This window comes from Pantoea sp. GM_Pan_3 (genome assembly GCF_026541045.1).
Lineage (GTDB): Bacteria > Pseudomonadota > Gammaproteobacteria > Enterobacterales > Enterobacteriaceae > Pantoea > Pantoea anthophila.
Genome location: NZ_JALNVA010000008.1, coordinates 45066 through 71408, shown reverse-complemented (window position 1 = coordinate 71408; position 26343 = coordinate 45066). Strand labels below are relative to the sequence as shown.

The 26343-nt window shown below is 54.6% G+C and carries 27 protein-coding genes, 1 other RNA gene and 1 pseudogene; 12 read left to right on the top strand and 17 right to left on the bottom strand.

Translation table 11 applies throughout. The features are described from left to right. Positions 1-22: 22 nt before the first annotated feature. Complete coding sequence (gene yfhb, locus OXR04_RS19340; RefSeq protein WP_267372617.1) at positions 23-661, bottom strand: phosphatidylglycerophosphatase C; 639 nt, start codon at positions 659-661, stop codon at positions 23-25. Between the two features lie 156 nt (positions 662-817). Here yfhb and OXR04_RS19335 point away from each other — a divergent pair, with 156 nt between their 5' ends. After that, positions 818-1657: a MurR/RpiR family transcriptional regulator gene (locus OXR04_RS19335; RefSeq protein WP_009088675.1), complete on the top strand. Its 840-nt coding sequence runs from the start codon at positions 818-820 to the stop codon at positions 1655-1657. Between the two features lie 55 nt (positions 1658-1712). After that, entirely contained in the window at positions 1713-1961 is a 249-nt protein-coding gene (locus tag OXR04_RS19330) for a YfhL family 4Fe-4S dicluster ferredoxin (RefSeq protein ID WP_267372616.1), read from the top strand. Here the strand turns inward: OXR04_RS19330 and acpS are convergent. The 11 genes from acpS to rpoE form a co-directional block, all read right to left on the bottom strand. Beyond that, complete coding sequence (acpS, locus tag OXR04_RS19325) at positions 1958-2338, bottom strand: holo-ACP synthase (RefSeq protein ID WP_267372615.1); 381 nt, start codon at positions 2336-2338, stop codon at positions 1958-1960. The genes OXR04_RS19330 and acpS overlap by 4 nt on opposite strands. Next, a complete protein-coding gene (pdxJ, locus tag OXR04_RS19320; RefSeq protein ID WP_009088667.1) occupies positions 2338-3069 on the bottom strand; it encodes a pyridoxine 5'-phosphate synthase in 732 nt (243 codons plus the stop codon). The genes acpS and pdxJ overlap by 1 nt, the downstream gene beginning before the upstream one ends. Before the next feature lie 72 nt (positions 3070-3141). Then, positions 3142-3870: a DNA repair protein RecO gene (gene recO, locus OXR04_RS19315; protein ID WP_058958401.1), complete on the bottom strand. Its 729-nt coding sequence runs from the start codon at positions 3868-3870 to the stop codon at positions 3142-3144. Between the two features lie 4 nt (positions 3871-3874). After that, on the bottom strand, positions 3875-4780 hold the full coding sequence (era, locus tag OXR04_RS19310) for a GTPase Era (protein WP_009088664.1): 906 nt from the start codon (positions 4778-4780) through the stop codon (positions 3875-3877). 95 nt (positions 4781-4875) lie between these two features. Next, positions 4876-5556: a ribonuclease III gene (rnc, locus tag OXR04_RS19305; protein WP_009088661.1), complete on the bottom strand. Its 681-nt coding sequence runs from the start codon at positions 5554-5556 to the stop codon at positions 4876-4878. A 131-nt stretch (positions 5557-5687) separates the two neighbouring features. Continuing rightward, the gene (lepB, locus tag OXR04_RS19300) at positions 5688-6662 is read right to left on the bottom strand and encodes a signal peptidase I (protein ID WP_009088659.1); all 975 of its coding nucleotides are present in this window, start codon (positions 6660-6662) and stop codon (positions 5688-5690) included. 9 nt (positions 6663-6671) lie between these two features. Beyond that, a complete protein-coding gene (lepA, locus tag OXR04_RS19295; RefSeq protein ID WP_111208328.1) occupies positions 6672-8471 on the bottom strand; it encodes a translation elongation factor 4 in 1800 nt (599 codons plus the stop codon). A gap of 218 nt (positions 8472-8689) precedes the next feature. Beyond that, positions 8690-9154: a SoxR-reducing system protein RseC gene (gene rseC, locus OXR04_RS19290; RefSeq protein ID WP_046102382.1), complete on the bottom strand. Its 465-nt coding sequence runs from the start codon at positions 9152-9154 to the stop codon at positions 8690-8692. After that, positions 9151-10107, bottom strand: coding sequence for a sigma-E factor regulatory protein RseB (gene rseB / locus OXR04_RS19285; protein ID WP_267372614.1), 957 nt, complete (start codon positions 10105-10107; stop codon positions 9151-9153). The genes rseC and rseB overlap by 4 nt, the downstream gene beginning before the upstream one ends. Next, positions 10107-10760 carry an anti-sigma-E factor RseA gene (gene rseA / locus OXR04_RS19280; protein ID WP_009088654.1) on the bottom strand — a complete coding sequence of 218 codons (654 nt, stop codon included), beginning with the start codon at positions 10758-10760 and terminating at the stop codon, positions 10107-10109. The genes rseB and rseA overlap by 1 nt, the downstream gene beginning before the upstream one ends. A 27-nt stretch (positions 10761-10787) precedes the next feature. Then, on the bottom strand, positions 10788-11366 hold the full coding sequence (gene rpoE / locus OXR04_RS19275; protein ID WP_009088652.1) for an RNA polymerase sigma factor RpoE: 579 nt from the start codon (positions 11364-11366) through the stop codon (positions 10788-10790). Positions 11367-11778: 412 nt separating this feature from the next. Between rpoE and nadB the strand changes: the two genes are divergently transcribed. Further along, positions 11779-13401, top strand: coding sequence for an L-aspartate oxidase (gene nadB / locus OXR04_RS19270; RefSeq protein ID WP_267372661.1), 1623 nt, complete (start codon positions 11779-11781; stop codon positions 13399-13401). On the opposite strand, the gene OXR04_RS19265 is transcribed toward nadB, so the two are convergent. Then, the gene (locus OXR04_RS19265) at positions 13386-14135 is read right to left on the bottom strand and encodes a tRNA1(Val) (adenine(37)-N6)-methyltransferase (RefSeq protein WP_267372613.1); all 750 of its coding nucleotides are present in this window, start codon (positions 14133-14135) and stop codon (positions 13386-13388) included. The two genes, nadB and OXR04_RS19265, sit on opposite strands and share 16 nt — an antisense overlap. 164 nt (positions 14136-14299) lie before the next feature. On the opposite strand from OXR04_RS19265, the gene srmB reads away from it, so the two are divergent. Further along, entirely contained in the window at positions 14300-15628 is a 1329-nt protein-coding gene (gene srmB, locus OXR04_RS19260) for an ATP-dependent RNA helicase SrmB (RefSeq protein WP_267372612.1), read from the top strand. A 217-nt stretch (positions 15629-15845) separates the two neighbouring features. Here the strand turns inward: srmB and grcA are convergent, their stop codons facing one another. Then, the gene (grcA, locus tag OXR04_RS19255; RefSeq protein ID WP_009088643.1) at positions 15846-16229 is read right to left on the bottom strand and encodes an autonomous glycyl radical cofactor GrcA; all 384 of its coding nucleotides are present in this window, start codon (positions 16227-16229) and stop codon (positions 15846-15848) included. 242 nt (positions 16230-16471) lie between these two features. Between grcA and ung the strand changes: the two genes are divergently transcribed. After that, complete coding sequence (gene ung / locus OXR04_RS19250) at positions 16472-17152, top strand: uracil-DNA glycosylase (protein ID WP_111208333.1); 681 nt, start codon at positions 16472-16474, stop codon at positions 17150-17152. 59 nt (positions 17153-17211) lie between these two features. On the opposite strand, the gene grpE is transcribed toward ung, so the two are convergent. Continuing rightward, the gene (gene grpE, locus OXR04_RS19245) at positions 17212-17793 is read right to left on the bottom strand and encodes a nucleotide exchange factor GrpE (protein WP_009088632.1); all 582 of its coding nucleotides are present in this window, start codon (positions 17791-17793) and stop codon (positions 17212-17214) included. A 122-nt stretch (positions 17794-17915) separates the two neighbouring features. On the opposite strand from grpE, the gene nadK reads away from it, so the two are divergent. The 3 genes from nadK (at position 17916) to bamE (ending at position 21073) form a co-directional block, all read left to right on the top strand. Then, a complete protein-coding gene (nadK, locus tag OXR04_RS19240) occupies positions 17916-18794 on the top strand; it encodes an NAD(+) kinase (RefSeq protein WP_009088631.1) in 879 nt (292 codons plus the stop codon). A gap of 84 nt (positions 18795-18878) precedes the next feature. Continuing rightward, a complete protein-coding gene (gene recN, locus OXR04_RS19235) occupies positions 18879-20540 on the top strand; it encodes a DNA repair protein RecN (RefSeq protein WP_009088630.1) in 1662 nt (553 codons plus the stop codon). Between the two features lie 185 nt (positions 20541-20725). Then, positions 20726-21073, top strand: a complete 348-nt coding sequence (gene bamE / locus OXR04_RS19230; protein WP_009088629.1) for an outer membrane protein assembly factor BamE — start codon at positions 20726-20728, stop codon at positions 21071-21073. Between the two features lie 89 nt (positions 21074-21162). Here the strand turns inward: bamE and OXR04_RS19225 are convergent, their stop codons facing one another. Next, the gene (locus tag OXR04_RS19225; protein ID WP_009088628.1) at positions 21163-21456 is read right to left on the bottom strand and encodes an RnfH family protein; all 294 of its coding nucleotides are present in this window, start codon (positions 21454-21456) and stop codon (positions 21163-21165) included. Continuing rightward, positions 21449-21883 (bottom strand): type II toxin-antitoxin system RatA family toxin, encoded by a 435-nt coding sequence (locus OXR04_RS19220; RefSeq protein ID WP_009088627.1) that lies wholly within the window; start codon positions 21881-21883, stop codon positions 21449-21451. Before OXR04_RS19220 ends, OXR04_RS19225 begins: the two co-directional genes overlap by 8 nt. A 158-nt stretch (positions 21884-22041) precedes the next feature. Here OXR04_RS19220 and smpB point away from each other — a divergent pair, with 158 nt between their 5' ends. From smpB to OXR04_RS19200, 4 genes and pseudogenes are all read left to right on the top strand, one after another. Further along, positions 22042-22524 carry an SsrA-binding protein SmpB gene (gene smpB / locus OXR04_RS19215; RefSeq protein ID WP_009088626.1) on the top strand — a complete coding sequence of 161 codons (483 nt, stop codon included), beginning with the start codon at positions 22042-22044 and terminating at the stop codon, positions 22522-22524. 43 nt (positions 22525-22567) lie between these two features. After that, positions 22568-22929, top strand: a transfer-messenger RNA (tmRNA) gene (gene ssrA, locus OXR04_RS19210). A gap of 139 nt (positions 22930-23068) precedes the next feature. Further along, a pseudogene (locus OXR04_RS19205) lies at positions 23069-24160 on the top strand (primase-like DNA-binding domain-containing protein); the annotation flags it as partial. Between the two features lie 318 nt (positions 24161-24478). Next, on the top strand, positions 24479-25729 hold the full coding sequence (locus tag OXR04_RS19200; protein WP_267372611.1) for a hypothetical protein: 1251 nt from the start codon (positions 24479-24481) through the stop codon (positions 25727-25729). Positions 25730-26343 lie beyond the last annotated feature (614 nt).

The following is a 26343-nucleotide window of genomic DNA, read 5'->3' as shown; positions in this document are numbered from 1 at the left end:
GCATTATAACGGGTGCCGAAACTTATTCCAGCTGTTGCAGCTCACCTGCCGGTGTCACGCGCCAGCGATGCTGGCAGAAAAACAGCAGCGGGTTATCCTGTTTGCTGTCGCTGTAGCCGCTGTAGAGCTGTAACGGCGTGCCGATTTTCTCTTCGAGCTGGGCGACTTTCTCATGGCCGAGGCAGCGCATGGCCAGCACCCGTCCCCCCCAGCCGCGCCGCATCTGACTGGCAATCAGCTTCACGCGCGGCAGAAAGGCGGAGTCATAGTAGACCTGCTCCACCAGCGACTGAGGCGATCCGGTGATCAGCCAGACATCGGCGTCATCACTGCCGAGGTAGTCGGTCAGGCGCTGCTGTACCACCGGAAAGGCGGTAACCCGCTGGCGAAACCACTGGGCAAACTCCGCCTCAAGACGCAGCAATGTCTGCTCTGAACGGCCAAAGGTAATCGACCAGAGCAGCAGGCTCATGGGCCAGCGGGCCGCCCGGCCTTTAAACAGCAGGCCGATCCCCACCACCGGCAGGAGGGGCACCACCAGCAACAGATTAAGCGGTCGCCGGCGCAGCAGATAGCGCATAAAGGTGCCGAACATGTCCTGCTGGTGCAAAGTGCCATCCAGGTCGAAAAATACGATGCGACGTTGTGTTCCCCTGGTCAAACAACTCTCCTTCGGGTCTGGTTCCGGAATCATAAAGAGTAGTGTAGCCATCATCAGGCGTAACGGCGATGAGTGTCATTTTTAATTCCGATGACTACAATGCCTGATGAATAGTTTATTCTTCTCCGATTATCCCCTGAATGATGAGGATTGGGCATGAGTTCATTGCTGCGCATTCGCCAGCTTTATCCACGTCTGGCACTGAACGAGCGTCGGCTGGCCGATTTTTTACTGTCGCAACCTGACAGGGCGCGTCATCTCAGCTCGCAGAAGCTGGCGGAGGAGTCCGGCGTCAGCCAGTCGAGCGTGGTGAAGTTTGCGCAGAAGCTGGGATACAAAGGATTTCCGGCGCTGAAGCTGGCGCTGAGTGAGTCACTGGCGGACAAGGATGCCATCACGGTGCATAACCATATTCTCAGCGACGACCCGCTCAAAATGGTGGGTGAAAAACTGCTGACCGAAAAGCTGTCGGCGATCCGCGCCACGCTGGATATCAACAGCGAAGAGAAGCTCAACGATGTGCTGCAGCTGCTGAAGAATGCCCGGCGTATTCTGCTGGTGGGGATTGGGGCGTCAGGTCTGGTGGCAAAAGACTTCTCCTGGAAGCTGATGAAGATCGGGATCAATGCCGTGGCGGAGCAGGATATGCACGCCCTGCTGGCCAGCGTCCAGGCGATGGGTCCGGGCGATGTGCTGCTCGCCATCTCCTATACCGGTGAACGGCGCGAGATCAATCTGGCCGCGCAGGAGGCCGCTGAGGTGGGTGCGGATGTGGTCGCCTTTACCGGCTTTACCCCGAATACGCTGCAGCAGAGCGCCAGTTACTGCCTCTATACGGTGGCCGAAGAGCAGAGTACCCGCAGCGCGGCGATCTCCTCAACAACGGCCCAGCTGGCGCTGACCGATCTGCTGTTTATGGCGCTGGTGCAAAACGATCCGGAGCGCGCCTCCAGCCACATTCGCCACAGCGAGGCGCTGGTGAAAAAGCTGGTCTGATCAGCGGGAGCGCGTATAATACCCGCGCTTTTTCTGTTGTTATCAGGTGGGAAACATGGCGTTATTGATTACGTCCAGATGCATTAACTGCGATATGTGCGAACCGGAGTGCCCGAATCAGGCGATCTCACTGGGCGAGGCGATCTATGAGATAGATGTCAGCCGCTGCACCGAATGTGTCGGCCATTATGAGACGCCAACCTGTCAGCAGGTCTGCCCTATCGATAACACCATCATCGTTAACCCACAGCACACCGAATCACGCGATGCGCTGTGGGAGAAGTTTGTGCTGCTGCACGGCTAGTTTTCGATAATCACCGTGGCGCAGGCGTAGTGCCGTTCATCTGCCAGCGTCACATGTACCCGGCTGACGCCCAGCTGCTGTGCCACTTCCGCCGCGTGCTGGAAGAAGCGTAATCCCGGTTTTCCCAGCGCATCGTTGTAAACTTCAAACTGATTAAACGCCAGGCCACCGCGAATGCCGGTGCCAAAGGCCTTGGCCGCCGCCTCTTTCACCGCAAATCGCTTGGCGAGAAAACGCACCGGCTGCTGATGGGACTGATACTGCTGCCATTCGGCTTCGCTCAGCACCCGACGCGCCAGACGATCGCCGGAGCGCTCAATCACCCCGGCAATGCGTTCAATCTCAACGATGTCCGTGCCCAGTCCCAGAATAGCCATCAGCGACGGGCTTCACGCAGCAGCTGTTTCATCTCTCTGACCGCTTCCGGCAGGCCACTCATCACCGCACGACCGATAATCGCATGGCCAATATTCAGCTCATGCATCTCCGGCAGTGCCGCAATGGGCAGCACGTTGTGGTAGGTCAGGCCGTGACCGGCATTCACCTTCAGCCCCAGGCTGGCGGCAAAGGTCGCGGCGTGGCGGATGCGGGCCAGTTCCGCCTCGCGCGCCAGCCCTTCCGGTGCTTCGGCGTAGGCGCCGGTGTGAATTTCGATATAGGGCGCGCCGCTGGCAACGGCGGCTTCGATCTGACGGTGATCGGCATCAATAAACAGCGACACCAGAATGCCCGCATCACTCAGCAGTCGCACCGCCGCAGTGATCTTCTCCTGCTGCCCTGCCACATCCAGGCCGCCTTCAGTGGTGACTTCCTGACGCTTTTCCGGCACCAGGCAGCAGAAATGGGGCTGAATATCGCAGGCGATACCGATCATCTCATCGGTCACCGCCATCTCCAGATTCATACGGGTCTGGATGGTGTCGCGCAGAATACGCACGTCGCGGTCAGTGATGTGGCGGCGATCTTCCCGCAGATGCACCGTGATGCCATCTGCGCCCGCCTGCTCAGCAATAAACGCCGCCTGCACCGGATCGGGATAATTTGTCCCACGGGCGTTTCGCACCGTGGCAATGTGATCGATATTGACGCCTAACAGCAACTCAGCCATGACTATCCTCACTTCTTTTCCATCGGGGTGTTGAGTGTACCGCGCCTAGGTCAGCAGGCGGTACGACCAGCGCTATTCATCTGTCTGTTCGGGCTTCTTCTTCGGGATAAACTGGCGAAACAGCTCCTGACTCTTCAGCGGCTTGCCGCCCAGATAGGGCTTCAGGGCGATGCGGGTAAAACGCTTCGCGGCGCGCAGGCTCTCCGCATCGGGAAAGTCGCGTTCATAGAGGGCACGCAGTTCCCGGCCGGTAAAGCTGCGCTGATTGAGCACCAGGCTGGCGATAAAGCCGCGCTCTTCGCGGTAGCTGTAGGTCATGTTATCCGTGATCGGCTCGCCGCTGCCTGCGCAGTGCAGGAAATCGACGCCATAGCCCAGGTGACCGAGCAGCGCCAGCTCAAAACGGCGCAGGGCCGGTTCGGGCTTACCGTGCGTTGAGGCTAACGCCTGCAGACAGTGAAGGTAGTCGAAGAAGAGTTCCTGGAAAGGCGATTCCTGCTGCAGCACGCGAGAGACCAGCTCATTCACATAGAGACCGCAGTAGAGGGTGATGCCGCTGAGCGGCAGTGCCAGCGACACCGCTTCGGCGTTGCGCAGGGTTTTGACTTCACCCCGCCCGCTCCAGCGAACCAGCAGGGGGGTAAAAGGCTGTAACGCGCCCTTCAGCTGTGAGCGCCGGGAACGTGCGCCCTTGGCCAGAACCCGCACCCGCCCTTCATTTTCACTGAACAGGTCGAGCAGCAGGCTGGTTTCGCTGAAGGGGCGACTATGCAGCACAAAAGCGCGTTGCCAGCCTTCCATCAGATCAGAGATCGTCTGTATAACCCAGGCTGCGCAGAGCACGTTCGTCATCTGCCCAGCCGGATTTCACTTTCACCCACAGTTCGAGATGCACTTTCGCTTCGAACATCTCTTCCATGTCCCTGCGCGCTTCGGTGCCGATGGTTTTGATTTTGGCCCCTTTGTTGCCAATCACCATCTTCTTCTGCCCTTCGCGCTCGACCAGAATCAGACCGTTAATGTCGTAACCGCCCCGCTCGTTGCTTACGAAGCGTTCAATCTCGACCGTGACGGAGTAAGGCAGTTCAGCGCCCAGGAAGCGCATCAGTTTTTCACGGATGATTTCAGACGCCATAAAACGCTGGGAGCGGTCAGTGATGTAATCTTCCGGGAAGTGATGATCGGCCTGGGGCAGATGCTTGCGGGTGATCGCCGCAATGGTATCGACGTTTTTGCCACTTTCGGCAGAGATCGGCACGATGTCGAGGAAGTTCATCTGCTGGCTCAGGAACTGCAGATGCGGCAGCAGCACGCTCTTGTCCTGGATATTATCGACCTTGTTGATCGCCAGGACGACCGGCACTTTGCCGTCACGCAGCTTGCCTAATACCATCTCATCGTCTGGCGTCCAGCGGGTGCCTTCCACCACGAAGATCACCAGCTCCACGTCGCCAATAGAGCTGCTGGCGGCGCGGTTCATCAGGCGGTTAATCGCGCGCTTCTCTTCCATGTGCAGACCGGGGGTATCGACGTAGATCGCCTGATATTCGCCCTCGGTGTGAATGCCCATGATGCGGTGGCGCGTGGTTTGCGGCTTACGCGAGGTGATCGACACCTTCTGCCCCAGCAGCTGGTTCAGTAAGGTGGATTTACCGACGTTAGGTCGGCCAACAATCGCGACAAAGCCGCAATAAGTAACGTTTTCGCTCATTCGAATCCTGAGTTATTCAGCGCCTGTTGCGGCGCCGAAAGAGTGCAATGTGTCTTGGCGCATCCGGCGTCCGCAGACGCCGGTATGCCGGAGTGCTATTCGAGGCCCAGCTTGATCAGCGCCTGCTCAGCGGCAGCCTGCTCAGCTTTACGACGGCTGGAGCCGACACCGACAACCGGCTCGGCCATGCCACTCACCTGACAGTGAATGGTGAATTCCTGGTCATGGGCTTCGCCACGCACCTGCACCACCAGATAGCTGGGCAGCGGCAGGTGTCGTCCCTGCAGATACTCCTGCAGGCGGGTTTTGGGATCTTTTTGTTTATCGCCCGGACTGATCTCATCAAGGCGTGTCCGGTACCAGTCGAGGATCAGCTGCTCTACCCGTTCGATACTGCTGTCGAGGAAGATGCCGCCAATCAGCGCTTCGACCGTATCGGCCAGAATCGATTCGCGGCGGAAGCCGCCGCTTTTCAGCTCGCCCGGCCCTAAGCGCAGGCATTCACCGAGGTCAAATTCGCGCGCCATTTCAGCCAGCGTATTGCCGCGCACCAGCGTGGCGCGCATGCGGCTCATGTCACCTTCATCAACCCGCGGGAAGCGATGATAAAGGGCATTCGCAATCACATAGCTAAGAATAGAATCGCCAAGAAATTCCAGGCGTTCGTTGTGCTTACTGCTGGCGCTGCGGTGTGTCAGGGCCTGCTGTAACAGTTCCGAATGAGTAAAAGTGTAGCCCAGTTTGCGCTGAAGCTTATTAATCAGGATGGGGTTCATGCGATTCCAGTTCTTTGTTGCGTCTGTAACTCTGCATACCAAACGGGGCTGGCTTTCCAGCACGTTCCGTTTGGTGTGCAGTGGCCTCCCAAAAGAGGCCACCCGTTTTGCCTGTTAATCAGACAATTTTATCAGTGAATACCGCCGATACGACTGAATCGTACGCCGGTTGGCCACTGGCCTTCCTGTTTCTCAAAGCTCATCCAGATAGCGACCGCTTTACCGACCAGGTTACGCTCCGGGACAAAGCCCCAGTAGCGGCTGTCGGCGCTGTTATCACGGTTGTCGCCCATCATGAAGTATTGCCCTTTCGGCACCACCCAGGTCGCCTGCGGCTGGCCCGGCTGCTGATAATACATGCCTGCCTGACTCTGCGCTTCGTTTACCAGCAGAATGTCATGCGTTACGCTTCCGATGGTCTCTTTACGGGTGCCCAGGCGCAGTCCGCCGCGCAGGGTATCGCCCTGCGGCACCTGATAAAAACCGTTACCGGTTTCGTTGCCATCAAAGCCGCTGAAGGTCTGGATAAACTTGCTTGGCTCAACGCTGGTGTAGGTCACCGGCAGCGCAGAGTCACAGGCTTTGCCCTCATCGCAGGCCGGTTTCACCGTCAGCGTCTTACTGTAAGGATCATAGATGACTTTATCGCCCGGCAGGCCAATCACGCGCTTAATGTAATCCAGACTCGGATCTTTCGGGTATTTAAAGACCGCGATATCGCCGCGCTTCGGCTGACCGGTTGGGATCAGCGTGGTCTGGGTGATCGGATCTTTAATCCCGTAAGCAAACTTCTCTACCAGGATAAAGTCACCGATCAGCAGGGTTGGCATCATCGAGCCAGACGGGATCTGGAACGGTTCGTAGATAAACGAACGCACGATGAACACCACGGCCAGCACCGGGAAAACAGAGGCGGTGGTTTCCACCCAGCCAGGCTGTGAAGAGACCTTCGCCAGCGTTTTGCTGTCGAGTGCATTGCCGGTCTGCGCCTGCGCCGCGGCCTGCTTTGCACGGCGCTCCGGCGCCCATTTGAAACGATCAATTACCCAGACGATGCCAGTAATCAGCGTCGCTATCGCCAGAACCAGGGCGAACATATTAGCCATTGGAAATCCTTATTTGCTGTCCTTACCGACATGCAGAATGGCGAGGAACGCTTCCTGTGGCAGCTCAACGTTGCCAACCTGCTTCATTCGCTTCTTACCATCTTTCTGCTTCTGCAACAGTTTCTTCTTACGGCTGACGTCACCGCCATAACATTTGGCGAGAACGTTTTTACGCAGCTGTTTAACCGTTGAACGTGCGATGATGTGGTTACCAATGGCGGCCTGAATCGCAATATCAAACTGCTGACGCGGAATGAGATCTTTCATCTTCTCAACCAGTTCACGGCCGCGATAAGGGGCGTTATCGCGGTGCGTGATCAGCGCCAGCGCATCCACGCGCTCTGAGTTGATCAGAACGTCAACGCGCACCATGTCAGAGGCCTGGAAACGCTTGAAGTTGTAATCCAGCGAGGCATAACCGCGTGAGGTCGACTTCAGACGGTCGAAGAAGTCGAGCACCACTTCTGCCATCGGAATTTCGTAGGTCAGCGCGACCTGGTTGCCGTGGTAAACCATGTTGGTCTGCACGCCACGCTTCTCAATACAGAGCGTAATAACGTTGCCCAGATACTCCTGCGGCAGCAGCATGTGACATTCCGCAATCGGTTCACGCAGCTCTTCAATGTTGTTCAGTGGCGGCAGCTTAGAGGGGCTGTCGACATAGACGGTATCACCGCTTGTCGTCACGACTTCATACACAACCGTCGGCGCGGTGGTGATCAGGTCGAGATCGTATTCACGCTCCAGACGCTCCTGAATGATCTCCATGTGCAGCAGACCCAGGAAGCCGCAGCGGAAACCAAAGCCCAGCGCCGTTGAGCTTTCTGGCTCATAGAACAGCGAGGCGTCGTTCAGGCTGAGCTTGCCGAGCGCGTCACGGAAGGCTTCATAGTCATCGGAGCTGATTGGGAACAGACCGGCGTAAACCTGCGGCTTCACTTTTTTGAAGCCAGGCAGCGCTTTGTCAGCCGGGTTGCGGGCGGTGGTCAGGGTATCGCCCACCGGCGCGCCGAGGATATCTTTGATGGCGCAGACCAGCCAGCCCACTTCACCGCAGTTCAGTTCGGTACGGTCGACCTGTTTCGGGGTAAAGATACCCAGACGGTCCGCGTTGTAGGTCTGGCCGGTGCTCAGGACTTTAATCTTGTCGCCTTTGCGCATAGTGCCGTTTTTCACACGCACCAGTGAGACCACGCCCAGGTAGTTATCAAACCAGGAGTCGATAATCAGTGCCTGCAGTGGCGCTTCCGGATCGCCTTCCGGCGGCGGAATATCGCGCACTAAACGTTCCAGCACGTCAGGCACGCCAACGCCGGTTTTGGCAGAACAGCGCACCGCATCGGCGGCATCAATGCCGACGATATCTTCAATCTCCTGCGCCGCGCGCTCAGGGTCGGCAGCCGGCAGGTCGATTTTATTCAGAACCGGCACTACTTCCAGATCCATCTCAATCGCGGTGTAGCAGTTCGCCAGTGTCTGCGCTTCAACACCCTGACCGGCATCCACCACCAGCAGTGCCCCTTCACAGGCAGCCAGTGAGCGGGACACTTCATAGGAGAAGTCTACGTGGCCCGGGGTATCGATGAAATTGAGCTGGTAAGTTTCGCCGTCTTTCGCATGGTAGTCGAGTGTGACGCTCTGTGCTTTGATGGTAATGCCACGCTCACGCTCCAGATCCATAGAGTCAAGAACCTGCGCAGCCATTTCACGGTCTGTGAGGCCACCGCAGATCTGAATAAGGCGGTCAGAGAGCGTGGATTTACCATGGTCGATATGAGCGATGATGGAGAAATTTCTTATGTGCTTCATTTATAGGGATATCTTCGCTTAAAATTCAGTTGAAAACCTGAGCACAGACACATTCAGGAAGATCGCTCTTTACCCACAATCCTGTCAGCCTCATTAATGACGACGCATATTACACTGTTAACGCCGCGCATAAAAGAATGGAACGAGGTGGAAGCGAAACAGATATCTGCGCAGGGCAGAACGGACAAAGGCCGCGGAGTGCGCGGCCTGGACGTGCGTTACGCTTCGCTTTCGACACGCAGCGCATCGGGAGGTAACGCGATGTTGAGGATCACCGGCTGAAAGGCTTCGCGATCGCCAAATTTCAGTGAAACGCCTTTGGCGATAATAAAGCCGCCAACGCCGCCCAGCAGCGCACCGCAGGCCGCCGCCAGATCGCTGCTGAACAGCGACTGAAACAGACCCGCCACCAGGAAGAGGCCCAGCAGCGGCGTCATGTAGACAAGCAGCGCCGAACCGAGCAGGCTGCTCTCTCTGATGCCCAGTTCGATGCGCTGCCCCGGCTGCAATGGCTCGCTGCTGGCGATCTGCATCACGTGCGCATTTTTCGGGCCGAGTTTATTCAGCATATGACTGCCACAGCCTTTGCGCGCCTGGCAGCTGTTGCAGGAGGTTTTTGCTTCAGTGTGCAGCGTGGCGATGCCATCCTGCCATGCCACCACGGTGGCCCATTCTCTCATCATTTCTGTGATCCCAGGTCGATGCTGTCCGCAATACGTTTAGCGGTTGAAGGCGGTATCTCGCCAATCACCGCAATCTCGTAATTATTGCGCACAACAGTCTGAACCGTACGACGCCCAGTGCGCAATGTCTGGGTAAGGCTGGTTTTATCCGCCGGCGTCACGTTGATCGCAAAACTGAACAGGCCGTCGCTGTAGAGCTTCGATTCCATATTTTTGTTCAGCGCCGGCAGCGAACGGCGATTCTGCGACACCAGTGACATCCCGGCAGGGATCCAGCCTGGCTGCCAGGGGAGCGTGACCGCATCCCCTTTCGGCACCGACAGCGACGGCGGCAGATTGGCTTTCTCCAGCCCCTGCATCAGGTTACGCACCCCCTCATCCACCGCAAAACTGATCACGCGGAACTGCTCCAGCGTTTCACCATCACGGTCAAGCAGGTCAATGCGCAGCGGCAGTTTGGTGTCGACATCCAGCCAGACCACATAGCTGTAGCGGGTCCCATCCCGTGAAACGATACGCAGTACATCACACATCTGATCGGCAATGCGCGAGCGTCCCACGGTAATGAAATCGTAGGCGCTGGCCAGCTTGCTGAAGTCAGCAAAAATCACAGACGGCAGTGCGTCAATGATGTGATTGCCGGGAAGCGAAAAGGGATCGAGGCCAGGTTCGAAGTAACTGATATCGTTGCCGCGCTGGATCACTTCCCGACGCGGCCCGTCCATCTGCAGCAGCTGAGCGAATATCCGGTTATCGATCACAGCATGTCGATAGCGCAGCGATTCGATGCCGATGCGAGAGACGTTGATATAGGCGAATTCGTAGTTAAGGTTCTGGCTTGCCTGTTCCATCTGCTGCAATAGCGCCCCGGACGCCGAAGTTTGCGCCGGGGCGACAGATGACCACAACAGGCTGCCTGCCAGCAGGCTAACAGCATACCAATGCGGCTTCATTACTGCTGCTGCTGTCCTAAAGATTGGTTTCCGGGAACATCCACCTGTGCCTGTTTAGGGGCATCGGTTTCGAATTGCAGCTGATCAGCGTGCAGACGACGCTGAAGTTCATAATCCTGCAGCATCGCATTGACGCGACGGCGCTGATCCTGAACCTGCTGATTAGAACTGTTGGTGTCAAACGCATCAGACGGCACGCCCAGGCTGACCGGCGACGCTTTACCCATCATCGGCAGCGTATTGAACACCGGCGAGTCAGAGGTCTGAGTCGCGCTACCCTCAGGCTGATTATAGTGCTGAACACCCACGATGACGGCCAGTGACACACAGGCCGCCACACCCACCTGCGTCAGCTGAGCTGCCCACGGACGCGCTTTTTTCCAGAACGGCATTTTTTCCCAGCGGGAAGGTTCTGGCTGAGCTTCAGGGATCAGCGTTGTGACAGAACGCAGCGGTTCTTTTTCGATAGCAGCAGCGACGCGCGCAGAGATATCGAAATGCAGGTGCTCACTCACGTCACCGCGCATGGTATCGCGGATGAGGTGATAGCTTGCCCAGCTTTTCTGCAGTTCTGCGTCCTTCGATAAGGCGGAAAACAGCTCGTTATCTAAGGTCTCACCATCCATTAAAGCGGAAAGTTTTTCTTTCTGCATGCCTATGTACCCTTCCAGTAGCCGTTATCACTGACGTTGGATAAGCGGTTGAACTTTGTTATCAATAGCCTCTCGCGCACGAAAGATACGTGATCGAACAGTGCCTACCGGGCAATCCATAATGACGGCGATCTCTTCATAGCTCAGGCCGTCCAGTTCCCTGAGGGTGATTGCCATACGCAAGTCCTCGGGTAGCGCCTCGATGGTACGAAAGACAATTTGTTTCAATTCGTCAGACAACATTAAGTTCTCAGGGTTCGAAATTTCTTTTAATGCACCCGCACTTTCGAAATTTTCTGCGTCAATCGCATCCACATCGCTGGATGGCGGACGACGCCCCTGAGCAACCAGGTAATTTTTCGCTGTATTGACCGCAATGCGGTACAGCCAGGTATAAAAGGCGCTATCGCCACGGAATGAATCCAGTGCGCGATACGCTTTGATAAATGATTCCTGTACGACATCAGGCACATCGCCTGAAGGTACATAGCGTGAAACCAGGCTCGCCACTTTGTGCTGGTAACGAATCACCAGTAAGTTGAAAGCTTTTTGATCTCCCTTCTGAACCCGCTCGACAAGAACCTGATCCGTTAACTGCTCGCTCATCCGAGGTAATGTCTCCCCAAACTTTTCTTACGCATAAAGTAACTGCCAGCACATCTCATTGGTTCTGAGCAAGCATGCGCTTAGAGTTGTGATGTGGTGCGAAGTTCACTTCCCGACCTGATATTTGCCGCTCCGGAATTGATTACACAGGTTGTTCGTTTTCGTTCAGTGTAAGGAGCGCAAATCGCAGGCAGAGTAACCTATGACAACAGCTTTTTCATCATTAAATCCTCCGCCGATAATAAGTTTGGTATAGAAAACAGAGCTCAAATTGTACTGTTTATAACTTAATGATTATCGGTAATTTTTCTGAATTCACACCGTGAATCTGCGAACTTTTGTTTAAAATACTTCACAGCGACCGGCTCAGGGCTTATGCTCAGGGCAATCTTTGTTTAGTAAATTAAACACCATGACAAATGCGAATCCGGATTATCAGTGTGATGTATTGATTGTGGGCAGCGGTGCGGCGGGCCTCTCTTTGGCGCTGCGCCTGGCGAAACAGTATCAGGTCACGGTGCTCAGCAAAGCGCAGGTCAATGAGGGCTCTACGCTTTATGCTCAGGGCGGCATTGCGGCGGTGTTCGATGAGACCGACAGTATTGAAGCGCATATAGAAGATACGCTGATTGCCGGCGCAGGACTGTGCGACCGGGAGGCGGTCTCGTTTATCGCCAGCAATGCCCGGCACTGCGTGCAGTGGCTGATCGACAACGGCGTTGCCTTTGATCTCGATCCGCAGGCCTCAGGCGAGATGCGCTATCACCTGACGCGCGAAGGCGGACACAGCCATCGCCGTATTCTGCACAGTGCCGATGCCACCGGTCATGCGGTTGAAACCACGCTGGTAAGCCAGGCGCTCAGCCACCCTAACATCCGCATTCTGGAACGCACCAACGCGGTCGATCTGATTCTTTCCGATAAAATCGGCCAGCCTGGCCCGCGCCGGGTGGTGGGTGCCTGGATCTGGAACCGTAACCGCGAGCAGGTGGAAACCTGTCAGGCGCGGGCGGTGGTGCTGGCGACCGGCGGCGCCGCCAAAGTGTATCAGTACACCACGAATCCTGACGTCGCCTCCGGTGACGGGATCGCGATGGCCTGGCGTGCGGGCTGCCGGGTCGCCAACCTCGAATTTAATCAGTTTCATCCCACCTGCCTGTTTCATCCCCAGGCGCAGAACTTCCTGCTGACTGAAGCCCTGCGCGGAGAAGGCGCCTGGCTGGTGCGTCCCGATGGCAGCCGTTTCATGCCCGATTTTGATGAGCGCGCCGAGCTGGCTCCGCGCGATATCGTCGCACGCGCCATCGATCATGAGATGAAGCGGCTGGGCGTGGACTGCATGTATCTGGATATCAGCCACCAGCCGGAAGAGTTTGTGCGCGCCCACTTCCCGATGATTTATGAGAAGCTGCTGACCTTTGGCTTCGACCTGACCCGGGAACCAATCCCGATCGTGCCTGCCGCCCACTATACCTGCGGCGGCGTGATGGTGGATCAGCATGGGCAGAGTGACGTCAGCGGCCTGTATGCCATCGGTGAGGTGAGTTACACCGGCCTGCATGGTGCGAACCGCATGGCCTCCAACTCGCTGCTGGAGTGCCTGGTCTATGGCTGGTCAGCCGCCGAAGCGCTGATCCAGAGCCTGCCTGGCATAGAGGCTGTGACCACCCTGCCCGCCTGGGATGAGAGCCAGGTCGATGATGCCGATGAGCGCGTCGTCATCCAGCACAACTGGCATGAGCTGCGGCTCTTCATGTGGGATTATGTCGGCATTGTGCGTACGACCCGACGACTGGAGCGGGCTTTGCGCCGCATCACCCTGCTTCAGCAGGAGATCGATGAATATTACCGTCACTTCCGCCTCTCCAATCATCTCCTGGAGCTGCGGAACCTGGTTCAGGTGGCGGATCTGATGGTGCGCTGTGCGCTGGAGCGAAAAGAGAGTCGCGGCCTGCACTATATTCGCGACTACCCGAACCTGCTGCCTGAGGCGCGACCGACAATTCTGACGCCGCCCGGCTACATAAAGAGATAGAACGCCCGCGTCAGGCTGCACCACTCATCCGAATAGTGGGTGTCTGCTGCGCGGATAGCGAGCCGCTCCAGCAGGGTTTCGCCAGGCTGCGGCGAGAAGCCCAGCACAACCCGGTGCGGCGGACGATGGGCATACTCCGCCACATCCAGGCGTGAACGCAGATGCCAGCCATCCGCCTCTGCCAGCGCGATAAAATCCTGGCCGATGGCGGCAGGCAGCACCACGCAGAACATCCCCTCCTCCTCAATCAGTAACGCCGCGCTGCGCAGTAACGTCTGATGGTCGAGCGAGGCTGTGGCACGGGCGCTGTCCCGCGCTGGCGTAGAACAGGCCACGCCAGGCGCAAAGTAAGGGGGATTGCTGACGATGAGGGAGTAACGCGCGGTGGACTCCTCTGCCCAGCGGGCGATGTCGTGCTGATGCACCCGGATTCGTTCAGGCCACGGCGACTGCTGCACATTCTCCTGCGCCTGCTGCGCAGCCTCAGGCTCTAATTCAACCGCATCGACCAGCACCTGCGACGGTGTACGCTGCGCCAGCATCAGGGCAATCAGCCCGCTGCCGCTGCCGATATCCAGAATGCGCCTGACCCCGGCCACCGGTGCCCAGGCCCCGAGCAGAATGGCATCGGTTCCCACTTTCATCGCACAGCGATCGTGCGCGACAAAAAATTGTTTAAAGGTAAAACCGTTCTTGTTTAACTGTGGCCGTTTACGCGGCTTATCCTGCATCATTCTTCACTACCATCGTTTTTTCCTGCCGTCCGGCAGCGCATGAGTGTAACGTGGCAACAGAGGGAATTCACGCGGCAGACAACCCCAGGCGCAGCGGAAACGGATTAACAGATGAAGATTCAGTCTGATCTGTCTATAATCAGCGCCCCAAACTGAGGTAGACCATGACAGTAACCACATTTTCCGAACTCGAACTCGACGAAAGCCTGCTACAAGCGTTGCAGGAAAAAGGCTTCACGCGTCCAACAGTGATTCAGGCTGCTGCAATTCCGCCCGCGCTGGAGGGCCGCGACGTTCTGGGTTCGGCACCTACCGGGACCGGGAAAACCGCCGCCTATCTGTTACCGGCGCTGCAGCACCTGCTTGATTTTCCGCGCAAGAAATCTGGCCCGCCACGCATCCTGATTGTGACCCCGACCCGCGAACTGGCGATGCAGGTCGCCGAACATGCGCGTGAGCTGGCGAAACATACCCATCTGGATATCGCGACCATCACGGGCGGCGTGGCCTACATGAACCACGCCGAAGTGTTCAGCGAAAACCAGGATATCGTGGTCGCGACCACCGGCCGCCTGCTGCAGTATATTAAAGAAGAGAACTTCGACTGCCGCGCGGTGGAAACGCTGGTGCTGGATGAAGCGGACCGTATGCTGGATATGGGCTTCGCCCAGGATATCGAAACCATCGCGGCTGAAACGCGCTGGCGCAAACAGACCCTGCTCTTCTCCGCCACGCTGGAAGGCGACAACATCCGCGATTTCGCCGAACGTCTGCTGAACGATCCGGTTGAGCTGGAAGCGGATCCGAGCCGTCGTGAGCGCAAAAAGATCCAGCAGTGGTACTACCGCGCTGACGATCTTGAGCACAAAACCAAGCTACTGATCCATCTGCTGAAGCAGCCGGAAGTGACACGCAGCATCGTGTTCGTGCGCAAGCGTGAGCGTCTGCATGAGCTGGTGAGCTGGCTGCACGAAGCGGGGATTCGCACCAGCTATCTGGAAGGCGAAATGGTGCAGGCGAAGCGTAACGAAGCGATCAAACGTCTGAGTGAAGGACGGGTGAACGTGCTGGTTGCCACCGACGTTGCGGCGCGCGGCATCGACGTTGAAGATGTCAGCCACGTCTTCAACTATGACATGACGCGCACAGCCGATACCTATCTGCACCGTATTGGCCGTACCGGTCGCGCCGGTCGTAAAGGCATCGCCATCTCGCTGGTCGAAGCGCACGATTACGTCCTGCTGGGTAAAATCACCCGCTATGTTAATGAGCCGATTAAAGCGCGCGTCATTGACGAGCTGCGTCCGGTGACCCGCGCGCCAAGTGCGAAAACCACCGGCAAACCGTCGAAAAAGGTGCTGGCTAAGCGCGCAGAGAAGAAAGCGAGCGAAGCTGAAAAACCCCGCGTGAAAAAACGCCATCGTGACGCCAAAAATATCGGCAAACGCCGTAAGGCAAGCGGCAGCGCGGCCGCTAACGAGAATGCGGAATAAAACAGCGCTTAAACAAAAAAATCGCCTCTGATGAGGCGATTTTTTTTAGCTGACAGCTGTTAACAGCCTTTTCACACCATTTTACCTGCCTGATCGCATTGCTGGCGATACTCACTGACCGGCTCGCTGCACATGACTCTCTATCTTGCTGATAAGGATGATAAAATATGCTGTGTGCGCTTTGCCTTTATTTTCAGCGTCCGATCACTCAGGCCACTTAAAGACTTTCGGTAAAAGTACGGGCAATCACGTCACGCTGCTGTTCAGGAGTCAGTGAGTTGAAGCGCACGGCATAGCCCGACACGCGGATGGTCAGCTGCGGGTAGTTTTCCGGGTGCTTCACCGCATCTTCCAGCGTTTCACGACGCAGCACGTTGACGTTCAGATGCTGACCGCCTTCAACACGCACCTGCGGTTTGATTTCTACCGGAACTTCACGATAAGCAAATTCGCCCAGCTCGCTGATAGCCACAACCTGGTCTTCTTCATAACCCCCGGCGGCACACAGGCAACGCGCCTGAGCTTTCTCTTCGTCCAGCAGCCAGAAGGAGTTCAGCAGGTTGGCATGGTTGGATTGAGTGATCTGGATTCCTGTGATCATCTTTGCATCTCCCGAATAATAGGTGAATAAATCAAATTTAAGGCTCCGGTATACCACTCATCCTTTCGACCGGCCTTGACCTGCATCAATCTTCACCCGGCGCTCTGTGGCCATTCAGGCTAACCCGTTGATCTGAAAATGCATTGCCTCTTAACTTTATTTGTATTTTTCAAATTTATTTTACCTTCAGCTGGGCGGCAGGAACGGCTAAGCTTACGGCACTAACGGAAAGGGAGTTGAACATGGCTGAAAAGCTGACCTGGCACGACGTGCTGGCTGAAGAGAAACAGAAACCCTATTTTGTCGAGACGCTGAAGCTGGTCGCCGATGAACGCGCTGCGGGGGTCACCGTCTATCCGCCGCAGAAAGATGTCTTTAATGCCTTTCGCCTGACGGAACTGGGCGACGTCAATGTCGTCATCCTCGGTCAGGACCCCTACCATGGCCCTCACCAGGCACACGGCCTGGCCTTCTCTGTGCTGCCAGGCGTTCAGGTGCCGCCATCCCTGCAAAATATCTATAAAGAGTTGCAGCAGGATATTCCGGGCTTTGAGAAACCCAGTCACGGCTTCCTGGAGAGCTGGGCGAAACAGGGTGTGATGCTGCTGAACACCGTTTTAACGGTCGAGGCGGGCAAAGCGCACTCCCATGCGCGATTCGGCTGGGAGACGTTTACCGATAATGTGATTGCAGCGATCAATCAGCATCGTGAAGGGGTGATTTTTCTGCTGTGGGGATCTCACGCTCAGAAGAAAGGCAGCATCATCGATCGCCAGCGCCATCATGTGTTGCAGGCGCCGCATCCTTCGCCGCTCTCTGCGCATCGCGGCTTTTTCGGCAGCCACCATTTTTCAAAAACCAATGAATTGCTCAGCGCGGCCGGTAAAAAACCGGTGGACTGGACGCCGGTTTTACCGGACTGACGTCAGAATGCACACGGCCGCGTCAGTGCGCGGCCGTGTAGCGGGATTCCGGTGCTGAATCAGCCTTTGGCTTTGGCAACGGCAACCATCGCCGGACGCAGCAGGCGACCATTCAGCGTATAACCACGCTGCATCACCAGCATGACATGGTTAGGCTCGAACTCTTCAGACTCCATCATCGACATCGCCTGATGCACTTCCGGGTTAAACGGCACACCGGTTTCGCCGACCACTTCAACACCGAATTTACGCACGGCACCCAGCAGACCTTTCAGAGTCAGTTCAACCCCTTCGATCATAGGCGCCAGCTGTGAATCTTCTTTGTTCGCCACTTCCAGCGCGCGCTCAAGGCTGTCGATAACCGGCAGCAGTTCGTTGGCAAATTTCTCCAGCGCAAATTTGTGCGCCTTCTCAACGTCCATTTCCGCACGACGACGAATGTTTTCGACTTCAGCCTGCGCACGCAGCTGAGCATCACGCACGCCGGTCTGCGACTGCGCTAATTCAGCTTCGAGCTGAGCGATACGCTCATCACGCGGATCCACCTCTGCCGCTGTCTCCGCTTCCTGAGGTTGCTGCTGATCCTGCTGAATTTCGTCTGAGACTTGCTCGTTTGGGGTGTTCTGTTCTTTACTACTCATGAATTTCTCCGCGTTTTGCACATTCATTTCGCTGGTTGGCTTATTATGGGGATTGAAATAGCGGTTTCAAGGGAACCTGTCACATTGCCTTGCCGTTTTGGCTTATAAGGAACACCGACCAGATGAACAAACACTTTAACTGCATTGGTATTGTGGGTCATCCACGCCATCCCACCGCGCTAACCACGCATGAGATGCTCTGGCGCTGGCTGACAGCCAAAGGTTATCAAGTGATCGTCGAGCAACAGATTGCGCAGGAGCTGTCGCTTCACGATGTGCAGACCGGCACGCTGGCGGAGATTGGTCAGCAGGCCGATTTAGCGGTCGTAGTAGGCGGTGATGGCAACATGCTGGGTGCCGCGCGGGTGCTGGCCCGTTACGACATTAAGGTGATTGGCATTAACCGCGGTAACCTGGGTTTTCTTACCGACCTCGACCCCGACAATGCGCAGCAGCAGCTGGATGAGGTGCTGCAGGGCAACTATTTTGTCGAGAGCCGCTTTCTGCTGGAAGCGCAGGTGTGCAAATCGGCCTGTTCGCCGCGCATCGGCACCGCCATCAACGAGGTGGTACTCCATCCCGGCAAAGTTGCGCACATGATCGAATTTGAGGTTTACATCGATGAGGTGTTCGCCTTTTCGCAGCGCTCTGACGGACTGATTATCTCCACCCCTACCGGCTCGACCGCCTACTCGCTCTCTGCGGGTGGCCCGATTCTCACACCGTCGCTGGAAGCGATCGTGCTGGTGCCGATGTTCCCGCATACGCTCTCGGCGCGGCCGCTGGTCATCAACAGTAGCAGCACCATCCGCCTGCGCTTTTCGTCCCGTCGCAGCGACCTGGAAATCAGCTGCGACAGTCAGATTGCCCTGCCGATACAGGAGGGCGAAGATGTTCTGATCCGGCGCAGCAATCATCACCTCAACCTGATTCACCCTAAAAACTACAGCTATTTCAACACGCTGAGCTCTAAGCTGGGCTGGTCAAAAAAATTGTTCTGAAAAGGGGCGCAGCCTCTTTACTGGATAAAAAACCAGTTTATACTGTATGAAAAACCATATGTGTTTATTCGTACAGGTGAACCTATGCTGGCCCAACTGACCATCAGTAATTTCGCTATCGTTCGTGAGCTCGACATTGATTTCCACCGCGGCATGACAGCCATCACGGGTGAAACCGGTGCCGGTAAGTCCATCGCGATTGATGCGCTGGGATTATGTCTTGGCGGTCGTGCTGACGCCGACATGGTGCGTCAGGGAGCCAGCCGGGCTGACCTGTGTGCCCGCTTCCAGCTTAAGGCCTCCCCTTCAGCCCAGCGCTGGCTGCTGGATAATCAGCTGGATGATGGCAACGAGTGTCTGCTGCGCCGGGTGATCAGCGCCGATGGCCGTTCCCGCGGCTTTATTAACGGCACCGCGGTCCCGCTCTCTCAGCTGCGCGACCTTGGTCAGCTGCTGATTCAGATCCACGGTCAGCATGCCCATCAGCTTCTGCTTAAACCCGATCACCAGAAACATCTGCTGGATGCCTATGCCGGCCATGATGATCTGCTGCAGCGCATGCGTGCCAGCTATCAGACCTGGCATCAGAGTTGCCGCACCCTGGCGCTGCATCAGCAGCAGGCGCAGGAGCGCGAAGCGCGCCGCGAACTGTTGCAGTATCAGCTGAAAGAGCTGAACGACTTTGCCCCGCAGCCGGGTGAATATGAGCAGATCGACGAAGAGTACAAGCGTCTGGCGAACAGCGGCCAGCTGCTGTCAACCAGCCAGCAGGCGCTGCAGATGCTCTCCGACAGTGATGACACCAATCTCAACAGCCTGCTCTACAGCGCCCGTGAGCTGATTTCTGAGCTGACCTCTCTGGATGAGAAGCTGAACGGCGTGCATAACCTGCTGGAAGAGGCGGCTATCCAGCTGAGCGAAGCGAGCGATGAGCTGCGTCACTACTGTGACAGCCTCGATCTGGACCCTAATCGCCTGTACGAACTGGAAAAACGAATTTCACGCCAGATTGCCCTGGCGCGTAAGCATCACGTCACGCCAGAAGCGCTGCCTGAACTGCATCGGCAGCTGCTGGATGAAGCGGAGCTGCTGTCACAGCACGAAAGCGATCAGGAGAGCCTGCAATCGCTGGTCGGTGAACACTATCAGGCGGCCCTTAAGAGCGCCGAAGAGCTTCATCAGCAGCGCAGCCACTTTGCAGACGAGTTGCAGCAGCTGATTACCCAGAGCATGCATCTGCTCTCGATGCCGCACGGCCAGTTTAAAATCGCCCTGACCTTTAACCCGGATCAGCTGACGGCTGACGGCGCGAGCCGCGTCGACTTCCAGGTCACCACTAACCCGGGTCAGCCGTTGCAGCCGCTGGGTAAAGTGGCCTCAGGCGGTGAGCTGTCACGTATCGCGCTGGCAATTCAGGTGATCACCGCGAAGAAAATGGAAACGCCGGCAATGATTTTCGATGAGGTTGATGTCGGTATCAGCGGCCCGACCGCCGCTGTCGTAGGTAAACTGCTGCGTCAGCTGGGTGAATCGACGCAGGTTATGTGTGTCACGCACCTGCCGCAGGTGGCCGGTTGCGGTCATCAGCACTTCTTTGTGAGCAAAGAGACCGACGGCGCAATGACTGAAACCCACATGCAGCCGCTGGACAAGCGGGCGCGCCTGCAGGAACTGGCACGACTGCTGGGCGGCAGCGAGGTCACCCGCAACACCCTGGCGAATGCAAAAGAACTTTTAGCCGCATAGCAGCGCACTTTTTTAACCTGATGGGGTCATATGCTTGCTCTGCAGAGGTTTCCAACAGCGAAAAGGTTTATTATCATCGGCACTTATGTCGCCAGAGTAATAAAGCCTGCCGCAGGCAGAGTTCAGATTTTGATGGCAATAAAATCGCCTGTTGAGGCGTTTGGCCCCGGAAAAGGAATGTATAGATGCGCTGTAAAACGCTGACTGCCGCGGCAGTGGTAATGTTGATGATGACCGCCGGATGTTCCACTTTAGAGCGCGTGGTCTACCGTCCTGATATCAACCAGGGCAACTATCTGGTTGCCAACGATGTGGCCAAGATCCATACCGGTATGACACAGCAGCAGGTGGCTTACACCCTCGGCACGCCGATGATGAAAGACCCGTTTGGCAGCAACGTCTGGTATTACATCTTCCGTCAGGAACCCGGTCATGAGCGTGTTAAACAGCAGACGCTGACCCTGACCTTTGATGGCAACGGTGTGCTGACCAACATCGACAATAAGCCGAATCTCTCTCAGAACAGCGATTAATCACACGGCAGAGAGTCTGAAAAACAGGCAGCAAAAAGGCGCACCGAGCGCCTTTTTTTATGTCCGGTATCTGCAAAGCCAGACAGAACTTATTTTTTGCTCACCGCAGCCCGCTCTGCACGCTGGCGACGAAGCTCTTTAGGATCGGCAATCAGCGGACGATAAACCTCGATACGATCGCCCTCATTCACCTCATCATCCAGCTTCACCGGCCGACTGTAGACGCCGACCTTGTTGCTGGCGAGGTCAATTTCGCGACGCAGCTCCAGTAATCCTGATTTTACGATGGCCTGTTCTACCGTGCTGCCCTGCTCCACTTTGACATAGAGCTGATACTGCTTTTCAGGCAATGCATAGACCACTTCAACGGTGATGTCAGGCACTGTAAACCTCTTTGGCGCGCTGGGTGAAAGCCTGGACCATGCTGTTGGCAAGCTCTTTGAAGATGCGTCCAAAGGCCATCTCTACCAGCATATTGGTAAATTCAAACTCCAGGCTTAATTCGACTTTGCAGGCGTCATCGCCCAGCGAGACGAACTTCCATCCGCCGGTCAGCTTACGGAACGGGCCGTCAACCAGCTGCATATGGATGCTCTGGTTATCCGTCAGGGTGTTACGGGTGGTAAAGGTTTTGCTGATACCCGCTTTCGAGACATCCACAGAGGCCGTCATCTGATTCTCTGACGCATCCAGCACGCGGCTTCCGGTGCAACCCGGCAGGAATTGCGGATAGGCATCCACATCATTTACAAGTTTGTACATCTGCCCGGCACTAAACGGGACCAGTGCCGAACGACTAATCTGAGCCATAATGGTTCCTGTTCATCAAGAAACCGCTGAATAATAGCATTTTCAGCGATCAAACAAAAATGTCCCTGGTAAAGGGTGTGCTAGAATATCCCGTTTCCTGCTGCCCCGCTGGACTGGGGATGCGATAACCGACTAAGTGATGTAAAATACGCCTCATTATGACAAAGAAAAAAGCACACAAACCCGGTTCGGCCACTGTTGCCATGAACAAACGCGCCCGCCACGAATACTTCATCGAAGAGGAGTATGAAGCGGGATTATCGTTACAGGGATGGGAAGTTAAATCACTTCGTGCCGGTAAAGCCAACATCAGCGACAGCTATATTCTGCTGCGCGATGGCGAAGCGTTCCTGTTCGGTTCAACCTTTCAACCCTTAGCGGTTGCGTCCAGCCATGTGGTCTGTGACCCGACCCGCAACCGTAAGCTCCTGCTGAAGCAACGCGAACTCGACTCCCTGTATGGGCGCGTTAACCGCGAAGGTTACACCCTCGTGGCGCTGTCGCTTTACTGGAAGAACGCCTGGTGCAAACTGAAGATTGGTGTGGCACGCGGTAAGAAAGAGCACGACAAGCGCGATGACATCAAAGATCGTGAATGGAAATTAGACAAAGCCCGTATCATGAAGAATTCAGCGCGCTAAGCACTGGATTTTATGCTGTTTAATTGCTAATATTTGAAGTTCTGGGGCTGATTCTGGATTCGACGGGATTGTGAAGCCTTAGGAGCATGCCGAGGGGCGGTTTGCCTCGTAAAAAGCCGCAAAAAAATAGTCGCAAACGACGAAAACTACGCTTTAGCAGCTTAATAACCTGCTCTGAGCCCTCTCTCCCTAGCTTCCGCTCTTAAGACGGGGATCAAGAGAGGTCAAACCCAAAAGAGATCGCGTGGAGGCCCTGCCTGGGGTTGAAGCGTTAAATCCAATCAGGCTAGTCTGTCAGTGGCGTGTCTGTTCGCAGCTGACCGGCGAATGTAAAAACTGACTAAGCATGTAGTGCCGACGGTGTAGTAATTTCGGACGCGGGTTCAACTCCCGCCAGCTCCACCAAAATTCTTCAAAGATGGTTCCAGAGCCATCCGTAGAAGTCCTGAAAGCCCGCATGGTAAAAGCCCTGTGGGCTTTTTTGTGTCTGTAGCCTGCTGGTGCCATTCTCTCTAATCGCGACGATAAACTATTCCTTAAGCTGAAGAGTCTGGCTTTTTGTAATGACATATTTGATACCGCCAGCGGCACCTTCAGCCCGCACCGCTGCGAGCACTTGCTCCGCACCGTCAACAGCATGGACTACACCGCCCCACGTCCGGGTGAAAACCTTGTAGAGCACGCCCCGGCATTCTGGCGCTGGTTAACGCGGGCCGCCGGGCATAATCACGACAAGCAGGAGCGCATCCTCGCGGCGTTATTTATGGTGCTGGCAAACCGCTATGACTGGCAGATGTTTCTTGAGGTCACCGGCCCAAGCGGCAGTGGTAAAAGCGTGATGGCCTCAATAGCCACTCTGCTGGCCGGAAAAGACAACACCACGTCCGCTACTATCGACACACTGGAATCATCGCGGGAGCGCGCCAGTGTCGTGCGCTTCTCGCTAATTATTCTGCCCGATCAGGAGAAGTGGAGTGGCGATGGCGCGGGCATCAAGGCTATTACCGGCGGCAATGCGGTAGCAATCGATCCAAAATACCGTGACGCCTATTTAACGCACATTCCGGCGGTCATTCTGGCGGTGAACAACAACCCGATGCGCTTCAGCGACCGAAGCGGCGGCGTGTCACGTCGCCGGGTTATCCTGACCTTCCCCGAAGTGATACCGGTAAAAGAGCGTGACACGCAGTTGCTGGATAAAATCTGCGCCGAGCTGGCCGTGATTGTCCGTCATCTGATGCAGCGCTTCGCGTCACCCGATGAAGCGCGCGAGTTGTTGCAGGCGCAGCAATCATCCGGCGAAGCGCTGGAAATAAAGCGACAGGCCGATCCACTTGTCGATTTCTGCGGCTACCTGATGCCGCTGAGCACGCCGAACGGACTGTTTATCGGTAATGCCAATATTCGCCCGATTAACCCTAAGCGCTATCTCTATCATGCGTATCTGTCATTTATGGAATCGCGCGGCCATCAACATCCGCTCAGCCTGACGGGTTTCGGCCAGGCAGTGCCGCAGACGCTGAAAGAGTATGAGCGCGTGCTGCTTAAGCGCAGGACGAATAACGGTATACAGACCAATCTCATGTTACATGAGGACAGCGAGGCGGATTGGTTGCCCACATGTAGCATCTCATAACATCATTCCACGTAAACCGGCTTAAGCCGGTTTTTTTATATTTGATGTTGATGCAAATATTAATGTCAGCCAAGGTCCGCTAAGAGCGAGAAGCGGAAATTGCTAACTGCATTCTTTGTTAGCAAACAGGGAGCAGGTCACGCAATCTTTCGGTCTCGATAAAAAGTATCAAAATTACTTGATAGACGAGCAGAACTTTGGATGGCTGCGAGATTTCGCCGCCTATTGTGGAACTATGAAAGGCTGTAGCAAGACTGTTGGAATTTGTGGTAAGTTCAAGACATGTTTAACATGTGTTTTTTTGGGAGGGGCTAATCTATGGTTGCCAGATACAAGAAGAGCATTGAACAATTAACGATAATGCTTCACATTATTAAGACACAAAAAAAATTGTCGATAGGAGCAATCGTAGACTTCCAACTATTGCTTTTGAAAAAGATTAAAGAGGCAGAAAAAGCAATTATTCGCACAAAAGGAATAATTCAAAAACTACGTCTTGAAAAAGCAAATGATAGACCAACCAGAGAACGTTCAAAAGAAATAACAACCCTTATAAATAAGTTTGATAAAAAAATGGAGAGCTATAGATATATCATTTACATATGGAAGATGTATGGAGATAGCATTGCATTCCATTTTTGTGACAAATATGCAATAAGACACTTTCTTTACAATGAACATTATCATGTAAAGGAAACTGCCGGGTTCATTTCTGGAAAAGAAGGCATCAAATCGGAAATAATGCTTCTAAAAACAGCAGCTCAAAAGAATGTGCCTGCAGTGCTTTGTGATCTTACAAATACGCTAAGACATGGAGATGTATGCCTACTGAGCCATAATGATCCCTATCCTATTGAAGTTAAAACATCAAGTAAACTAAATAACAGAGGGGAAAAACAACTTAAAAACATAGATGAGCTAAATCGCTTTTTCATAAACGATCAGGCCGAAAATTTCCGAGGCGTAGGGCCTGTAATAAGACGCGAACACACAGAAAAAGAACAGTATCACTTGCAAGCCATCAATGATTGCATAAGTAAGTCCTATGAACAAGGCACTAGCCATGTCTCACCAGAGAGTGGAGTTCACTATCTAGCTATAACAAAATTCAAGCAAGAAGTTTTTGACAAGATACATGGAAAGTACATTCACATGTTCAATTTGAACGAGTACAAAAGAGAAATGAATTGGCATCCCTATACACCTTTCCAACTTTCTCTAAACCCTGAACATATATATAATTTCATAAATGGGAATTTAAGCATTTTTGTTCTTCTTGACTTGCAAGTCATAAAAAGAAGATTTAAGAGAAATGGTCTACATATCATTTTTTTACAAGACGAGCATTGGTATGCTCAAATATCAGCAACAGGAAATATTTTGGACGGAGGGTTTAGGGTATCAATGCAATCATTTTTACGGGTTGCATTTGAGTTCCAGAGCTTGACATGGGCAATAAAACAGCACAAAAAACACTTAAATCTTTTTATGGAAGATACAGGTAAAAATGGTAGAAAAATGGAAATTCCGCCTGACTGGATCGCAGCTACAGACTCTATTCCAATGTAAAGAAAATAACCACTTTTTGCGTGCCTGCTTTTTCCTGTTGTTAACGACTGCTCCTGCCACAAAGCGGACCATTGACAACAGCAGCACCTAATAACTTCACATTACGCATAATGGCTCAGGTCGCTTTTTGTGATCTTGGCTAAGGTGATCACCAAAAGTGCACACTAGTGTACATCCCGCCTCAAATCACTCACTACCTAAAAAATTGAAATTAATACATAAAAACCAAAGGTGAACAGTGTGAACACTTTTCTCAAAAATCATTTTATTATGAATCAAGCGCCAAGCATTCGTTATCCTTGCCGGGCTGCTCCGGGGTATGAGATTCAATAATTGGTACACGTTTAGGTACACAAGCCAAAGTTGAATTGAAGAAAAACAATTAATTTCATGGCCTTGATCGGCTTATTCAGATTCCGCCAGCGCGTCCGTGAAGCCCGTACAGAACAAGCCCTCTGGGCTTTTTTTTCTTTATTTTCCCGTGAATTATGAAGAGAAATATTCAAATCATAACCTTTTAGCCACCTCATTCAGCTTTAGGATTTTTAAAAGGCTAAAAATAAGGTATTTGATAGTGTTAAGTTGGCGTTCCTAAACCAAGACTCCACCTCGGT

Bases quoted from the DNA above. Each gene is read 5' to 3' on its own strand.
- OXR04_RS19335 (WP_009088675.1), top strand. From the start codon at position 818: ATGAGTTCATTGCTGCGCATTCGCCAGCTTTATCCACGTCTGGCACTG.
- OXR04_RS19330 (WP_267372616.1), top strand. From the start codon at position 1,713: ATGGCGTTATTGATTACGTCCAGATGCATTAACTGCGATATGTGCGAA.
- acpS (WP_267372615.1), bottom strand. From the start codon at position 2,338: ATGGCTATTCTGGGACTGGGCACGGACATCGTTGAGATTGAACGCATT.
- pdxJ (WP_009088667.1), bottom strand. From the start codon at position 3,069: ATGGCTGAGTTGCTGTTAGGCGTCAATATCGATCACATTGCCACGGTG.
- recO (WP_058958401.1), bottom strand. From the start codon at position 3,870: ATGGAAGGCTGGCAACGCGCTTTTGTGCTGCATAGTCGCCCCTTCAGC.
- era (WP_009088664.1), bottom strand. From the start codon at position 4,780: ATGAGCGAAAACGTTACTTATTGCGGCTTTGTCGCGATTGTTGGCCGA.
- rnc (WP_009088661.1), bottom strand. From the start codon at position 5,556: ATGAACCCCATCCTGATTAATAAGCTTCAGCGCAAACTGGGCTACACT.
- lepB (WP_009088659.1), bottom strand. From the start codon at position 6,662: ATGGCTAATATGTTCGCCCTGGTTCTGGCGATAGCGACGCTGATTACT.
- lepA (WP_111208328.1), bottom strand. From the start codon at position 8,471: ATGAAGCACATAAGAAATTTCTCCATCATCGCTCATATCGACCATGGT.
- rseC (WP_046102382.1), bottom strand. From the start codon at position 9,154: ATGATGAGAGAATGGGCCACCGTGGTGGCATGGCAGGATGGCATCGCC.
- rseB (WP_267372614.1), bottom strand. From the start codon at position 10,107: ATGAAGCCGCATTGGTATGCTGTTAGCCTGCTGGCAGGCAGCCTGTTG.
- rseA (WP_009088654.1), bottom strand. From the start codon at position 10,760: ATGCAGAAAGAAAAACTTTCCGCTTTAATGGATGGTGAGACCTTAGAT.
- rpoE (WP_009088652.1), bottom strand. From the start codon at position 11,366: ATGAGCGAGCAGTTAACGGATCAGGTTCTTGTCGAGCGGGTTCAGAAG.
- nadB (WP_267372661.1), top strand. From the start codon at position 11,779: ATGACAAATGCGAATCCGGATTATCAGTGTGATGTATTGATTGTGGGC.
- OXR04_RS19265 (WP_267372613.1), bottom strand. From the start codon at position 14,135: ATGATGCAGGATAAGCCGCGTAAACGGCCACAGTTAAACAAGAACGGT.
- srmB (WP_267372612.1), top strand. From the start codon at position 14,300: ATGACAGTAACCACATTTTCCGAACTCGAACTCGACGAAAGCCTGCTA.
- grcA (WP_009088643.1), bottom strand. From the start codon at position 16,229: ATGATCACAGGAATCCAGATCACTCAATCCAACCATGCCAACCTGCTG.
- ung (WP_111208333.1), top strand. From the start codon at position 16,472: ATGGCTGAAAAGCTGACCTGGCACGACGTGCTGGCTGAAGAGAAACAG.
- grpE (WP_009088632.1), bottom strand. From the start codon at position 17,793: ATGAGTAGTAAAGAACAGAACACCCCAAACGAGCAAGTCTCAGACGAA.
- nadK (WP_009088631.1), top strand. From the start codon at position 17,916: ATGAACAAACACTTTAACTGCATTGGTATTGTGGGTCATCCACGCCAT.
- recN (WP_009088630.1), top strand. From the start codon at position 18,879: ATGCTGGCCCAACTGACCATCAGTAATTTCGCTATCGTTCGTGAGCTC.
- bamE (WP_009088629.1), top strand. From the start codon at position 20,726: ATGCGCTGTAAAACGCTGACTGCCGCGGCAGTGGTAATGTTGATGATG.
- OXR04_RS19220 (WP_009088627.1), bottom strand. From the start codon at position 21,883: ATGGCTCAGATTAGTCGTTCGGCACTGGTCCCGTTTAGTGCCGGGCAG.
- smpB (WP_009088626.1), top strand. From the start codon at position 22,042: ATGACAAAGAAAAAAGCACACAAACCCGGTTCGGCCACTGTTGCCATG.
- OXR04_RS19200 (WP_267372611.1), top strand. From the start codon at position 24,479: ATGGTTGCCAGATACAAGAAGAGCATTGAACAATTAACGATAATGCTT.